The sequence below is a fragment of the Parasedimentitalea huanghaiensis genome, assembly GCF_009753675.1.
Lineage (GTDB): Bacteria > Pseudomonadota > Alphaproteobacteria > Rhodobacterales > Rhodobacteraceae > Parasedimentitalea > Parasedimentitalea huanghaiensis.
This window is the reverse complement of record NZ_WQLV01000001.1, coordinates 249,507-264,453: the sequence shown is the minus strand read 5'-3', so window position 1 is coordinate 264,453 and position 14,947 is coordinate 249,507. Positions and strand designations below refer to the sequence as shown.

Genomic DNA, 14,947 nt, shown 5'->3' with positions numbered 1-14,947 from the left:
ACCCCAAGTTGGTCGGCTTAGCCATATAGCTGGACCGCACGTCGTTCAAAAGCCCGCACAATACGTTGCATGGCCTCATTGAAAACCACACCTATGATGCCTTGTAGAATTGCGTTCTTAAACTCAAAATCGACAAAGAACTCAACTTCACATCCACCATCCTCAGCCTCAGTAAAGGCCCAGCTGGATTTCATATATCGAAATGGTCCATCTAAGTACTCAGTGTCTATCTTCCGTTCTTCGGAAAACAGAGTGACCCGACTTCCAAACCGTTCCCGAAACACTTTGAACGAAATCACCAAATCCGCTTCCAGCACCACCATTCCCTGGAAGTGAGAAGTGTTCCGGATCCGAGCAGCTGCGCACCAAGGCAGAAAATTTGGGTACTCAGCCACGTCAGCCACCAAGTCGAACATTTGCTGCGCCGAAAACGGTAATTGGCGGGTTTCGGAATGGGTTGGCATGGTCGAGACAATTCCTGCTGTAATTGACGCGCGTATTGTCTTATCAATGCGGAAAATTCAAGGGGGCATCCATGTCACAGCGTCCATATGTCATTGATGTGATGATCAGTGCCAAGACCATTGCAGCAAAAATCGAAGATCTTTGCAGTGAAATCACTTCAGAGTTTGGCAACACTGACAAGTTGATTGTCGTTGGCTTACTACGCGGATCATTTGTATTCATTGCCGACCTCGTGAGAGAACTGGACCTGCCGATTGAGGTCGACTTTCTAGAGGCATCTTCATATGGTGATGGTATGGAAAGCAGCCGTGAAGTGCGTATTCTCAAAGACTTACGTGGCGCTATTGAAGGTCGAGATGTCTTGGTAGTCGAAGATATTGTCGATACTGGACACACCTTGAACCACGTCACAAAACTGCTGCGAAGCCGCAATCCCAAGCGGTTGAAATCCATCGCGCTTCTGGACAAACCAAGCCGACGTGAAGTGGATTTTCGCTCAGACTGGATCGGATTTGAAATCCCGGATGAATTTGTTGTTGGCTACGGAATCGACTATGCACAACGAAACCGCAACCTGCCGTTTATTGGTTCTGTGCGATTCACCGACGACCCCGAATAGGCTGCCAACTTCTAGCGCCTTTAGCTAGATCGCCCAACCAGCTGAAAAGTTAGGGAAAGTTTGGCGCAACCCAACAGGCTGCGCCAAGTTCTCGTTGATCAACCCTGCCCCAACTTCTTTTGGCGCGCATCCCGCAAGCGGGCAAAATCATCGCCAGCATGGTAGGATGATCGGGTCAAAGGCGTCGCCGAAACCATCAGGAAACCTTTACCAAACGCGGCCTTTTCATAGGCTGCAAACTCATCTGGAGTGACAAACCGGTCAATACCATGGTGCTTTGGGGTTGGCTGAAGATACTGACCAATGGTCAGGAAATCGATATCAGCGGCGCGCATGTCATCCATGACCTGGCGAACCGACTGCGAATCTTCTCCGAGACCTACCATGATACCCGATTTGGTAAACATAGATGGGTCCATTTCTTTGACCCGTTGCAACAGACGCAGTGAATGGAAGTAGCGGGCGCCGGGTCGAACTTCAGGATACAGACCAGGGACCGTTTCCAGATTGTGGTTAAAAACATCAGGCCGCGCCTCGACCACTTTTTCCAGAGCCGAGGCATCACATTTGATAAAGTCGGGTGTCAAAATTTCGATGGTGGTGCTGGGTGACTGATGACGAACCGCACGAATGGTCTGAGCAAAGTGTTCTGCGCCACCATCTTCGATATCGTCGCGATCAACGCTAGTGATCACCACATGGTTCAACCCTAGCTTGGCGACAGCATGGGCTACGCGACCTGGTTCAAAGGCGTCCAGATCCTCTGGTGGCTTGCCTGTCGCGATATTGCAAAAAGTGCAAGCGCGGGTACAGACCTCACCCATAATCATCATGGTAGCGTGGCCTTGTGACCAACATTCACCGACATTGGGGCAACCAGCCTCTTCACAAACGGTTACCAACCCATTGTCACGCATGATTTTATGGGTTTCGGCATAGGCTTTCCCGCCTGGCGCCTTAACCCGAATCCAATTGGGTTTTTTTGGCTGGGCATTGTCCGGGCGGCGCGCTTTCTCGGGGTGGCGCTGTTCGGGAATTTTAAGATCTCTCACGCGGGTATCCCTTGTGGCAATGTCGATGGCTGAGTCTAGCACAGATCAATGGCATCAGAAGGACCATAAATGCAACGCAGTATTGCATCAAAGACATGACTTCGGGCTCAGTAAGCACCTGCCCAAGCGGGCATCGGTTGATTTCTGCCTTACATGTGCCCCTACGAGATTAGCAATGACTCCGTTATTGCAGGGCATTTAGAATCGTTTTAAGTCTGCACCAGAACAATCCTTACAGACTAGGAGTCCTGAGATATGAAAGCTGGCGTAAAACTGCCCGACGTGACCTTCCACACCCGTGTGCGCGACGAAACCATTGAAGGTCCTAACCCATTTCGTTGGGAAGATAAAACCACAGCAGACTATTTCAGCGACAAACGCGTTGTCCTGTTTTCGCTGCCCGGTGCTTTTACCCCAACTTGCTCCACCTATCAGCTGCCTGGTTTCGAAAATGGCTTTGCTGACTTTGCAGCTCAGGGTATTGATGCGATCTATTGCATGTCCGTAAACGACAGCTTCGTGATGAACAAATGGGCCGAAGCCCAGAAGCTGGAAAATGTTGGTGTGATCCCTGACGGTTCAGGCGAATTCACCCGTAAAATGGGCATGCTAGTCTCAAAAGATAACCTGGGGTTTGGCAACCGTTCGTGGCGCTATGCAGCTGTTGTAAACAACGGTGTTGTAGAAGCTTGGTTCGAAGAGCCAGGCCTGACAGACAACCATGGCGAAGACCCCTATGGCGTTTCCTCCCCCGAGACGGTTCTCAACTTTCTGACAGACGCCAGCAAAGAATCTGCCGCATAATTGCGGTAAAATAGGTTTGTAATTGGGCTCGCTTTAGGCGAGCCCTTTTAGTTTCTACTTTCTATTACAATCTCTTGTCCGACACTCTTAACTGTTTCAGCAAGCTGTTCAAACCATCCGTCTCCGGTTGTAGTATGCCGTCGAACAAGCCCAATCTGCCGCGCGGGCTGCGGCTCGGGAAACCGCTGAACGTCTAATCCATTGGCCGCCTCACATTCGGACTTCACAGCCAGCTCAGGCATTAACGTCAGACCAAAACCAGCAGCCACAAGTCGCGACAGTGTTGCCATTGATCCCGCCCCCATGTTGATACTGGGTGAGGACGCCATCATCCCGCAAACTTCTAGCGCTTGATCAGTCAGGCAATGCCCGTCTTCAAGCAGCATCAACTGCTCGCTCTTGAGATCCTCTGGACGGAGGTTGCTGCCGTCTTGTCTCAAGGCACGCAATCGGGAAGCCGAACCTGCAAGCAGGAAACGATCCTCAAACAATGGCAGTTCAACCAGGCCCGGTGTACTGGTTGGCAGGGCTAGAATTACCGCATCAAGTGCCCCCATTTGCAATTCGCTCAACAATCGCTCAGTTCGAGCCTCACGAATTTGAACATTCAGTTGCAAATCTTGTGACCTCAGTTTTGAAAGCGTACCAGGCAACAGATATGGCGCCAGTGTTGGGATCAAACCCAGCGATAATGTACGTCGGCCTGCCCCCCTATCCCGGGCCACTTTATCCAAGACTTGCGCTGCATCCAAAAGCACCTCTGCCTGTGCCAGAACCTGCCGCCCTAGTGGCGTCTGAATAACATCACGAGACCGTCGCTCTACCAGTGGTGCCCCCATGATTTCCTCTAATGTACGAATTTGTACTGATAGCGCAGGTTGTGACACATGACAGGCTTCGGCCGCCCGTCCAAAATTCCTGTGTTGGCACAGGGACTTAAAATAGCTGAGTTGGCGCAAAGTAAAATTCATAATCAAAAGCTATCAAAAATTACACAAACTACAATTGGTATTTATCACTCGACAAGAACACACTCGGTGTAATCATAGCCACAAGGGAGCGATTTCATGTCGAAGAGATTAACCACCACTGCCGGTGCACCAATTACAGACAACCAAAACTCTGCCACTGCTGGGGAACGTGGACCACTGTTGATGCAGGACTACCAATTGCTGGAAAAACTCGCACATCAGAACCGTGAGCGCATACCTGAGCGCGTCGTACACGCTAAGGGTTGGGGTGCAATTGGCACTCTTAAAATAACGGGCGATATCTCAGCTTATACCTGTGCAAAGGTGCTGCAGCCTGGCACCGAAACTCCGATGTTGGCCCGCTTCTCTACCGTAGCAGGAGAACAAGGTGCCGCTGATCACGAGCGAGATGTGCGTGGCTTTGCGTTGAAGTTTTATACGGAAGAAGGCAATTGGGATCTGGTTGGCAACAATACACCGGTGTTTTTCCTTCGTGACCCTTACAAATTCCCAGACTTCATTCACACCCAGAAACGCCATCCCAAAACCAACCTGCGCAGCCCTACGGCAATGTGGGACTATTGGAGCCTGTCACCAGAGGCCCTTCACCAGGTCACCATCCTGATGTCCGACCGCGGGTTGCCGGTAAGCCCGATGCATATGAATGGATATGGTAGTCATACCTTTGGGTTATGGAATGAAGCTGGTGAGCGGTTTTGGGTCAAGTTTCACTTTAAAACCCAGCAAGGCCATGCACATTTCACCAATTCAGAAGCAGCAGAAGTAGTAGGGCAAAGCCGCGAAGGTTATCAGGAACAGTTGTTCGGTGCCATTGAAGCAGGAAACTTTCCAAAGTGGACTCTTCAAATTCAGATCATGCCCGAAACTGAGGCCGAGAAAACTTCATTCAATCCGTTTGATCTGACCAAGGTCTGGCCCCATTCTGATTATCCGGTGATGACAATCGGAGAATTTGAGTTGAACCAAAATCCAGAGAACTATTTCGCAGAGATCGAAAACGCTGCATTTTCCCCTTCAAACACTGTACCAGGCATAGGAGCTTCGCCGGACAAGGTATTGCAAGCACGTATTTTTTCATACGCAGATGCTCATCGTTACCGGCTGGGTACTCATTATGAATCACTACCTGTTAATGCACCTAAATGCCCGGTGCATCACTATCATAAAGATGGTACAATGAATGCATTGGGCCAACGCAGCGGTCACACTGATGCCTATTACGAGCCCAACTCGATCAGCGAATCCGCCAAAGAAGGTGGCCTACAGGAGCCACCCCTGAAAATCTCTGGGGATGCAGATCGTTATAATCATCGTGACGGAAATGATGATTATAGTCAGCCACGCGCTTTGCATGATTTGATGGACGAAAATCAACGCACCCGACTGTACGCCAACACGGCAGAAGCAATGGCAGGTGTCCCCGAAGACATCATATCCCGCGTTCTGGTTCATTATGATTTGATAAGTCCCGAATATGGCGCTGGAATTCGGAGCGCTCGCTCGAAGCTTTCTGAAATGCACGACGCCGCAGATTGATGTAACCGCCCGGGGTTCTCTTTACTCCGGGCGCTCACTTGGAAATAGCTAACCTATCAATTCGTCCGACCCGGCCGAGGTGTCGTAATGCGCTTTCAGTTGCTGCAAAGCGATCCGCAGGACCACTTTACCAGAACGCGCCGACCAACCCATTTGTCGCTCGGTTGCCTCTAACCCTTCCAGATGGCAACAACATCTCAGTGCCACATCGCTCAAACCTGGCCCTAGAGAGTTAAGCGCTGCAGTCGCGCGTATTTTGGCGGCTTTCGCTGGACTGGACAGAGGTGCAGCCCCGCAATTTTCGGCGCTAAATTGAGCACGGCCTTGCGCCAGATGATCGCCTATTTGGGCCAATTCAAAGTCCTCTCTCAACCTCTCGCCTGCTTGCACCAAACATGTCGAAAGAAATGGATTCCCATGACGATCCAACAGGCGACTCAAAGTATCAAGCGGGCTTTCAGCCAGCCCATACCGAACCCGGCGGCTTTTTTGTTGGGGGCAATTTTGAGATGAGCTATGCGCTGTAAATATGCTTGCGTCATCACTAAAACCATTGCTCTCTTGATTTATCGCGCTGTTTTCAACATCAGCCATAATGCTACTCACAGCGCTACGCCCTGTGGCAGTGATGTGATAGCGGCTTATCCGACCAGGCGTCTCACAACTAATCCAGTCCAACAGAGCCAATGCCTCGGCAAAGCTACGTTTTACGACGATTTTGGACGCGGTCTGAGGCTCAGGGTCTCGAACAACAACAGCCATTTCCATTCCATCCGCAAGCGCCAGAATGGCGCCGCTGTAGCACAGGCCACGCAACACCCTGATTGCTTTTTGCTTGAATTCCACCTCTTCATCCGGCCTGCGGTTTCCAGTGACATCGTATGTCGTCGCAGCGTCATAGTGATCTGAGGCAAGCCTTTGCAACGCACCGTCAACCAACGGATCGTCGCGTCGCGTTTCGATCCTTCGTACCTGCCGCAGAACGGTAGACGGATGGCACCCGGCCGACCGTGCCAATTGTCGAATCGAACAACCAGCTTCAGTGTGATCTAGGTAACGGCAGGCTTCTTCAGGCACCCAATTAGGCAGTAGTTGAATAGATTGTTTTTGCATTTTCTGAGATCCCAGCAGCAGGCAGTCAGGTTAGATTGTCCACCGCTTATCCCCAGAATTACACACACGGCTGTCACAACCTGCCTGTCAGTTTTGAACAATAGTCCCATTCAGCTCATCATTGTTTCCATTAGATAATCAATACTAAAGGCAGAGATCGCTGGGAGATCAACCCAGCAACACCCGCTCAAGTTGTGAGACATTGTGGATAATTCACACAATGAAAGGACTTGCTATGCTGGACCTGTTTGATCGCCTGTCAAAAATGCGCCGTCCAAGGTTGCTAATCAGGGCTGCGCGCATCGGCGCCCCTCACTATTGCCGCCAACGTCATTTGCCACGGCTGTTGGGGGATTGCAGTGCGCCAAAGCCATCACGGTTGATTGAACACTTGATTGAAGAAGAACATACTCTCGACCATCAGAGACGTGACAACGATCCAGGGTATTCGATCGTTCACCACATCAACGTTTTGATCGCACTCATGGGCGAGGCTCATTTAACCCCTCACGCACCCCATATGCAGATGACGCAACAAAAAGTGGCGGCCACCGTTGCCGATCGCCGCCATGAAACATCTCAGAGAGTTGCCTGAAGATGCTATCGCTTTTTACATGAACGAATCCGCCATGGAATCCTTCTTTGCAGCCACATATGCCAGCAGCGCTGATCTGATTTCTGGATCTAGGCTGGGCGCTTGGTAGTTGTCGATCAAATAGGCCACCCGGTCAGTTGCCAGTTCCATAGTGTCGCGGGCACCTTCTTCTTCCCAAGTTTCAAATGGCTTATAGTCGCACAGGTCAGACTTCCAAAACGCCGTTTTAAAGTTTGCCTGAGTATGCGCGCAGCCTAGAAAATGACCGCCCGGCCCCACTTCTCGAATGGCATCCATAGCCTGATCATCTTCGCCAATCGGTACACCTTTGGCCAGCCCATGCAATGCGCCGAGTTGATCAGCGTCCATCACAAACTTTTCGAAGGAGGCAACAAGCCCGCCTTCTAGCCAGCCGCAGGAGTGCAGCATGAAATTCACCCCAGACATCAAGCCCATATTGAGGCTATTGGCGGTTTCGTACGCTGCCTGGGCGTCAGGCAACTTGGATCCACAAAATGATCCTGACGAGCGAAATGGTAGACCCAGACGACGAGCCAACTGTCCTGCTCCGTAAGTGACCAGTGAGGCTTCGGGCGTACCAAAAGTCGGTGCTCCTGAATTCATGTCAATCGAGCTGACAAAGGCACCAAATATCACAGGTGCACCAGGGCGGATCAACTGGCTATAGGCAATACCAGCCATCACTTCGGCCAACACCTGCGTCAGCGTCCCTGCCACGGATACTGGCGCCATTGCACCTCCCACGATAAAGGGTGAAATGATGCAGGCCTGGTTATTTTTGGCGTAGACTTCCAGTGCGCCCATCATCACATCATCGAACGTCATAGGCGAGTTGATGTTGATCAGTGAAGTCATCACCGTGTTGTTCTGAACGAACTCTTTTCCGAACAGAATCTCGCACATCTCAACGCTGTCTTGGGCTCGGCTAGGATCAGTTACCGCTCCCATGAATGGTTTATCCGACAACGTCATATGTGCCAGCAACATATCCAAATGCCGTTTATTCACTGGAACATCAGTTGGTTCACAAACGGTCCCACCAGAATGGTGCAACCACTTGGACATGTACGAGAGTTTTACAAATTTTTCAAAATCCGCAATCGTGGCGTACCTACGACCTCCGGCAACATCTCGTACAAAAGGAGGGCCGTAAACTGGCGCACAAACCAGATTTTTGCCACCAATCACAACCGACTTTTCCGGATTTCGGGCATGCTGTGTGAACTCAGATGGAGCCGTCGCGATGAGTTTGCGGGCCAAACCGCGTGGTATTCTTACACGTTCGCCTTCAATCTCAGCGCCGGCATCCCGCCAGCGTTGCAGCGCCCCTGGGTTATCAACAAAGTTGACACCGATCTCTGCCAGAACGGTTTCAGCATTGGCCTCGATCACACCCAAAGCCTCTTCGCTCAACACCTCAAAGTTCGGAATGTTGCGCTCGATATACTTGGCGGTTTCGATTTTTACACTGGTACGTTCAGCGCGACGCGCAGCGCCGCCACCTGAGCGAGCACGTCGACGTGAGGTTGCTTCAGCCATGTTCTGTCCTTCGTCACAGGCGTTTAGTTGCCTCTGTTTATCGTACAGCTTCAGGCCGCCGTCGAAGGATAACGGCCATTCAAGTTAAAAAGCGACATTCCATCAAAACAGCCCAACATTGCGACCATTCTTAAATTACGGGAAGAAAACGGTCAGGGTATAGGCAGTGGATCCGGAAAACGCTGGACACAAACGAGCAAAACACCGCTCCCCTTGATCAATTTTACTTGCGAAAGCCTCTGGTCTGGCCTATGGCGCGGTCATGAGCCAGACATCCCATGACCGCCTTCTCATCATCGACTTCGGTAGCCAGGTTACGCAGCTAATTGCGCGCCGCCTGCGAGAACTGAACGTCTATTGCGAAATTCACCCCTATCAGAACATCACAATGGATTTTGTGCGCGATATGGCGCCCAAAGCGGTGATCTTCTCGGGCGGGCCCGACAGTGTGACCCGCGAAGGTAGTCCACGGGTGCCGCAGGAGATTTTTGAATACGGCGTGCCCATTCTTGGTATCTGCTATGGTCAACAGATGATGATGCAACAGTTGGGAGGTCAGGTTGACAGCGGCCACGGCACTGCTGAGTTCGGCCGCGCTTATGTCACGCCAACTGTTAAATCGCTACCATTGCTCGCCGGCTGGTTCTCCGATGATGCTGATCGCGAGCAGGTCTGGATGAGCCACGGCGACCACGTCAGCGAAATTGCACCAGGGTTTGAAGTCTACGGAACCTCGCCCAACGCTCCATACGCCATAACCGCCGATGTCTCGCGCAATTTCTATGCCGTGCAGTTCCACCCCGAGGTGCACCACACCCCGAATGGTGCGAAATTGTATGAAAACTTTGTTCGGTTGGCCGGTTTCTCGGGCGATTGGACTATGGGCCTGTATCGAGAACAAGCCATTGCGTCCATTCGTGAGCAAGTTGGCGATAAGAAAGTGATCTGTGGTCTGTCCGGTGGCGTTGACAGCTCAGTCACAGCCGTGTTGCTGCACGAAGCCATCGGCGATCAGCTGACCTGCGTCTTTGTTGACCATGGCTTGCTACGCAAGGACGAGGCCGACGAAGTTGTTACCATGTTCCGCGACAACTACAACATGCAGTTTATTCACGCTGATGAGCAGGACCTGTTCCTAGGCGAGCTGGATGGCCAGTCTGATCCTGAAACCAAACGCAAGATCATTGGCAAGCTGTTCATCGACGTGTTCCAAAAACACGCAAATAGTATTGAAGGCGCAGAATTTCTGGCTCAGGGGACCCTTTACCCAGATGTCATCGAGTCTGTTTCGTTTTCTGGCGGTCCTTCTGTAACAATTAAAAGCCACCACAACGTCGGTGGTCTGCCGGAAAAAATGGGGCTGAAACTGGTCGAACCCCTTCGTGAATTGTTTAAGGACGAAGTCCGTGCCTTAGGCCGCGAACTGGGCCTGCCTGCCAGTTTCATTGGACGCCACCCCTTCCCTGGTCCCGGACTGGCCATTCGTTGCCCCGGCGAAATCACCCGTGAGAAACTGGAAATCCTGCGCGAGGCCGATGCGGTTTACATTGACCAAATCCGTAAGCACGGATTGTACGATGATATCTGGCAGGCCTTTGTTGCCATCCTTCCAGTCCGCACTGTTGGCGTGATGGGTGATGGGCGCACATATGATTTTGCCTGCGCACTGCGTGCTGTCACGTCCGTGGATGGTATGACAGCGGACTACTACCCTTTCAGTCATGAATTCCTGGGTGAGACCGCAACGCGGATCATCAACGAAATCAAAGGCATCAACCGTGTAACTTATGACATCACATCGAAGCCTCCCGGCACGATCGAGTGGGAATAGTACAACAATAAGAAAAGCCCGGCGTAACAACGTCGGGCTTTTTTCTGCCCAGTTGTGCAAACATAAACTTTGGTGTTCACTCAAACTTCGCTCTTACTGGGACCTTTAACCTGCTGAGAATGACCTTGACGCCCCACCGAATTTGACGCCTTCTCGCGCAGAATTAGGCTGAGGAAAATGAAAATGTCAGATCAACCGGTCCAGATCGGGCGGGCGGCGCTGTGGATGACTGGTGCCATTGCTTCATTCTCAGCAATGGCTATCGCAGGTCGTGAAGCAGGATCATCGCTCGATACCTTTGAAATCATGACCTATCGAAGTCTGATTGGTTTGATTATCGTTGTAGGTGTATTGACGGTCACAGGAAGCTGGAAACAGGTATCCGGCCAACGTTTGGGTCCGCACCTTATCCGGAACGCAGCCCATTTCACCGGTCAAAACCTTTGGTTTTTTGCTGTCACGATTATCCCGCTGGCTCAGGTTTTTGCGTTGGAATTCACCTCCCCCCTGTGGGTGCTGGTACTCGCCCCCTTGATCGTCGGAGAGCGGCTGACATCTGCCCGTGCAATCTCGGCCCTGATCGGGTTCATTGGTATCCTGATCGTGACCCGGCCAAGCCCTGACACCATAAATGCCGGGGTCATGGCTGCGGCGGGATCCGCCATTTTTTTCGCACTGACAAATTTGCTGACCAAACGCCTAACTCAGGTGGAACGTATCGGTTCCATCCTGTTCTGGCTCACCTCCATGCAGCTGGTCATGGGGTTGATTGCTTCTGGATATGATGGCGAGATTGCTCTCCCCAGCGCATCCACCGCACCATTATTGGTCTTGATTGGCGTTGCAGGGCTAACAGCGCATTACTGCCTCACAAACGCCTTGGCAGTAGCACCCGCAACGGTAGTGGTTCCAATTGACTTCACACGCCTACCGGTTATCGCCATACTGGGTATGCTTCTCTATAGTGAACCGTTGGATCTTTGGGTATTGTGTGGCGCAATTGTCATATTTGGCGCTAACTACTTGAATATTATGGATGCAAAAACGCCGAAAAGACCCCAAAATACCTGATCAAGATCGCTGTTTTTCAACTGGCTGACAAAGCTTCCGTCTCGTCAACATTGATCTAAAGAAATGATGTTCGCTAGTTTCACCCAACAACAATGCAGACAAAGGTCTGATGGGGGAAATTGTGAAACATTATCTTGCAACGTCAGCTTTGCTGGCGCTGATATCGGGTGCCGCATCGGCCGGTGGGACAGGTCGGTCAGGACAGAACATCAGTGTTCTGTTTGAAACGGGAAACTATGCAGAGATCTCTTTTGGGAGCGTTTCGCCGGATGTATCAGGCACAGCACTCGGCAGCTCATCAGGGGACATGTCGAAGAGGTATCCACAGCTCGGGGCCAGCTACAAGCGTGATATCAATGATCAATTTAGCTTTGCCATAATCTACGACCAGCCCTACGGTGCGGACGTGGCCTATCCTTCGGGGACAGGCTACATTTTCCAAGGATCAACAGCCGAGCTAAACACGCACGCGGTGAGCGGGATACTGCGATACAAATTGGACACCGGATTAAGCGTGCATGCTGGTCTGCGCGTTCAAACGTTAGAGGCAAAGGCGTCAATTCCGGTCCTGACGTACACTGCAAACGGTGAGCGAGACACCGGCGTTGGGTATTTGGTTGGGGTTGCTTACGAAAAACCAGAAATCGCGCTGCGTGTTGCGCTTACATATTTCTCCAAGATCAAACATGAAATGGATACCACAGAAGTCTTAGCTGGCTCGCCAACCAACTCTGTCACCAGTACTGACACACCGCAGGCTGTAAATTTAGATTTTCAGACTGGCATCGCCGAAGGCACTTTGTTGTTTGGTGGTGTGCGTTGGGTGGACTGGTCAGCTTTTGAAATTGCACCCGTCGCTTATAAAGGAGCGACCGGTGACCCACTGGTTTCGTTCAAAAATGATACTTTCACCTATACAATCGGTGTTGGTCGAAAGTTGACAGAAAATCTGTCTGGTTCGGTTGCGATCACCTATGAAAAGACCCACGGCGACACAGTTTCAAACTTGGGGCCAACGGATGGGCGCCTTGGTGTGACGCTGGGCCTGCGCTATACAATGGACAACATGGTGGTGTCTGGCGGGATTAACTACACTCGTATCGGCAGTGCCACCACAGTGGTGAACAAATCGCCACTCCTTACTTCATCCTTTACCGACAACTCATCCTTTGGTGCCGGGATCAAAGTTGGCTTTCGCTTTTAACCACTCGTATCAGCACAGTTTCAGAAACGCCCCGTATCGCAGCGGGGTGTTTTTTGGTTTAAGCGGGTTTAGGCCAGAGATTGACCCCGCGACCAGCACTGGCTAGCAAGGTTGAACACTAAAAGGACGCCAGACATCATGCTCTACTCATCTGCACAAGACTGGCGTGATGCGCCCAGCAAACGTGTTTTGTTTTTCGGCATGTCTGGTCTGGGTAAAACCCATGTCAGCAACATGCTGCGAGATGCTGGACAATGGTTTCACTACTCGATCGATTATCGCATTGGCACGCGCTATATGGGCGAATACATCGCGGACAATGCCAAGGCTGAGGCCATGAAAGTGCCGTTTCTGCGCGATCTTTTGTTGTCGGATTCGATCTACATTGGCTCAAATATCAGCTTTGAGAACCTGACACCGGTGGCAAGTTATCTGGGGAAGCCCGGCGGCGTGGCCAAGGGCGGGATGGAAATCAGCGAATATCGACGGCGCCAGGAACAATTCCGTTTGGCCGAAGTTCACGCACTGTTGGACACCGAGTACTTTATTGACAGAGCGCAACGGCTTTACGGCTATGACAATTTCATCTGCGACACAGGTGGGTCAATCTGCGAGTGGGTCGATACCATGGATCCTAAGGATCCGGTTCTTGCTGAACTCTCCAAACACGCCCTGATGGTCTGGATAAAAGGCGACGACGACCATACCGCCGAACTGGTGCGCCGTTTCGACCGCGCCCCAAAACCGATGTCTTATCAGCCAGAGTTTTTGACGCAGTGCTGGAATGAATATCTATTTGAAAACAACATCACTGAAGACGAAGTTGATCCCGATGATTTTATCCGCTCGACCTACGCTCGGGCGCTTGCGCATAGACAACCGCGATACGCCGCGATGGCGGAAAATTGGGGCGTAACAGTCACCGCCGACCAAATCGCATCGGCGACAAATCAGGCGAGCTTCACCGACCTGATTGCTCGTGCTATCGATGCTGCTCTTGAGAGCCGAACACAAACCACCTAACTATCTTTTCCAACTGACAACCGAGATACTGACATGCCAATTAAAATACCGTCTGACCTGCCCGCCTATGACGTTCTCACGAACGAAGGTGTGATGGTGATGTCGCCGGATCAGGCGGCACGTCAGGACATACGGCCGCTAAAAATTGCCTTGTTGAATCTGATGCCCAAGAAGATCCAGACCGAAAATCAGTTTGCTCGCTTGATTGGTGCAACGCCGTTGCAGATAGATCTGACCTTGATCCGCATGAGCGAACACCGTACCCGAAATACAGCAGCAGAGCACATGGCCGAATTCTATCAGCCTTTCTCGGAAGTACGGGATCGCAAGTTTGACGGTGTCATTATTACCGGCGCCCCAATTGAGCACCTTGAATTCTCGGAAGTGACCTATTGGGATGAGATGCGCGAAGTGTTCGAATGGACACAAACGAATGTGCATTCTACGTTTGGCGTCTGCTGGGGTGGGATGGCCATGATCAATCACTTTCATGGCGTACAAAAACACAGCCTTGACCAAAAAGCGTTTGGCTGCTTTCGGCATCAAAACTTGGCCCCAGCCTCGCCATATCTGCGGGGGTTTTCCGACGATTTCGTTGTTCCGGTGTCCAGATGGACCGAAATTCGCCAACAGGAAGTTGATGCCTGCCCTGGGCTACACACCTTGCTTGGAAGCGCAGAGGTAGGCCCCTGCTTGATCCAGGATCCAGACCACCGCGCGTTATTCATATTCAACCATTTTGAATATGACAGTGATAGCCTGAAACAAGAATACGATCGAGATATAGCTGAGGGCTCTGCAATCAATGTGCCAGTCAACTATTACCCAGATGATGACCCCAATCAAAAACCTCTGAATCGTTGGCGCAGCAATGCGCATCTGCTGTATGGAAACTGGATCAATGAGATCTATCAAACCACTCCATATGACATGGCCAATATTGGTAAGTAAGTCGAATTTTTCAGCAGGAACAAGATAGTTACGTGCCCAACTTCATCTTCCAGTTGTCTCGCTGAATTCACACGGGCAGACTGAACAAAATGATCTCAGCCATGTCCTGGCCAGATGATGACATGCACAAT

14 protein-coding genes are annotated in these 14,947 nt (G+C 51.3%); 9 read left to right on the top strand and 5 right to left on the bottom strand.

Annotated elements, in window-relative coordinates:
- Window positions 1–17: 17 nt before the first annotated feature.
- Complete coding sequence (locus GO984_RS01255; protein WP_157020772.1) at window positions 18–464, bottom strand: type II toxin-antitoxin system RatA family toxin; 447 nt, start codon at window positions 462–464, stop codon at window positions 18–20.
- Between the two features lie 71 nt (window positions 465–535).
- On the opposite strand from GO984_RS01255, the gene hpt reads away from it, so the two are divergent.
- A complete protein-coding gene (hpt, locus tag GO984_RS01250; RefSeq protein ID WP_138163102.1) occupies window positions 536–1,084 on the top strand; it encodes a hypoxanthine phosphoribosyltransferase in 549 nt (182 codons plus the stop codon).
- Window positions 1,085–1,182: 98 nt separating this feature from the next.
- On the opposite strand, the gene lipA is transcribed toward hpt, so the two are convergent.
- On the bottom strand, window positions 1,183–2,136 hold the full coding sequence (gene lipA / locus GO984_RS01245) for a lipoyl synthase (protein ID WP_167740175.1): 954 nt from the start codon (window positions 2,134–2,136) through the stop codon (window positions 1,183–1,185).
- Window positions 2,137–2,391: 255 nt separating this feature from the next.
- On the opposite strand from lipA, the gene GO984_RS01240 reads away from it, so the two are divergent.
- On the top strand, window positions 2,392–2,940 hold the full coding sequence (locus GO984_RS01240; RefSeq protein ID WP_157020771.1) for a peroxiredoxin: 549 nt from the start codon (window positions 2,392–2,394) through the stop codon (window positions 2,938–2,940).
- A gap of 47 nt (window positions 2,941–2,987) precedes the next feature.
- On the opposite strand, the gene GO984_RS01235 is transcribed toward GO984_RS01240, so the two are convergent.
- Entirely contained in the window at window positions 2,988–3,911 is a 924-nt protein-coding gene (locus GO984_RS01235) for a LysR substrate-binding domain-containing protein (protein ID WP_157020770.1), read from the bottom strand.
- A gap of 96 nt (window positions 3,912–4,007) precedes the next feature.
- Between GO984_RS01235 and GO984_RS01230 the strand changes: the two genes are divergently transcribed.
- Window positions 4,008–5,468 (top strand): catalase, encoded by a 1,461-nt coding sequence (locus GO984_RS01230; RefSeq protein ID WP_157020769.1) that lies wholly within the window; start codon window positions 4,008–4,010, stop codon window positions 5,466–5,468.
- Between the two features lie 48 nt (window positions 5,469–5,516).
- Here GO984_RS01230 and GO984_RS01225 read toward each other — a convergent pair whose 3' ends face one another.
- Window positions 5,517–6,581 (bottom strand): DUF6456 domain-containing protein, encoded by a 1,065-nt coding sequence (locus GO984_RS01225; protein ID WP_157020768.1) that lies wholly within the window; start codon window positions 6,579–6,581, stop codon window positions 5,517–5,519.
- 220 nt (window positions 6,582–6,801) lie between these two features.
- Here GO984_RS01225 and GO984_RS01220 point away from each other — a divergent pair, with 220 nt between their 5' ends.
- Window positions 6,802–7,176, top strand: coding sequence for a DUF6477 family protein (locus GO984_RS01220; protein ID WP_209279367.1), 375 nt, complete (start codon window positions 6,802–6,804; stop codon window positions 7,174–7,176).
- A gap of 15 nt (window positions 7,177–7,191) precedes the next feature.
- Here GO984_RS01220 and GO984_RS01215 read toward each other — a convergent pair whose 3' ends face one another.
- Window positions 7,192–8,736 carry a trimethylamine methyltransferase family protein gene (locus tag GO984_RS01215; protein ID WP_157020767.1) on the bottom strand — a complete coding sequence of 515 codons (1,545 nt, stop codon included), beginning with the start codon at window positions 8,734–8,736 and terminating at the stop codon, window positions 7,192–7,194.
- Between the two features lie 262 nt (window positions 8,737–8,998).
- Here GO984_RS01215 and guaA point away from each other — a divergent pair, with 262 nt between their 5' ends.
- The 5 genes from guaA (at window position 8,999) to metA (ending at window position 14,816) form a co-directional block, all read left to right on the top strand.
- Window positions 8,999–10,567: a glutamine-hydrolyzing GMP synthase gene (gene guaA, locus GO984_RS01210; RefSeq protein WP_157020766.1), complete on the top strand. Its 1,569-nt coding sequence runs from the start codon at window positions 8,999–9,001 to the stop codon at window positions 10,565–10,567.
- A 183-nt stretch (window positions 10,568–10,750) separates the two neighbouring features.
- The gene (locus GO984_RS01205; protein ID WP_425339635.1) at window positions 10,751–11,638 is read left to right on the top strand and encodes a DMT family transporter; all 888 of its coding nucleotides are present in this window, start codon (window positions 10,751–10,753) and stop codon (window positions 11,636–11,638) included.
- Window positions 11,639–11,759: 121 nt separating this feature from the next.
- Window positions 11,760–12,842: an outer membrane protein transport protein gene (locus tag GO984_RS01200; RefSeq protein ID WP_167740174.1), complete on the top strand. Its 1,083-nt coding sequence runs from the start codon at window positions 11,760–11,762 to the stop codon at window positions 12,840–12,842.
- A gap of 138 nt (window positions 12,843–12,980) precedes the next feature.
- On the top strand, window positions 12,981–13,865 hold the full coding sequence (locus tag GO984_RS01195) for an ATPase (RefSeq protein ID WP_157020763.1): 885 nt from the start codon (window positions 12,981–12,983) through the stop codon (window positions 13,863–13,865).
- Window positions 13,866–13,898: 33 nt separating this feature from the next.
- Window positions 13,899–14,816, top strand: coding sequence for a homoserine O-acetyltransferase MetA (metA, locus tag GO984_RS01190; protein ID WP_157020762.1), 918 nt, complete (start codon window positions 13,899–13,901; stop codon window positions 14,814–14,816).
- Window positions 14,817–14,947 lie beyond the last annotated feature (131 nt).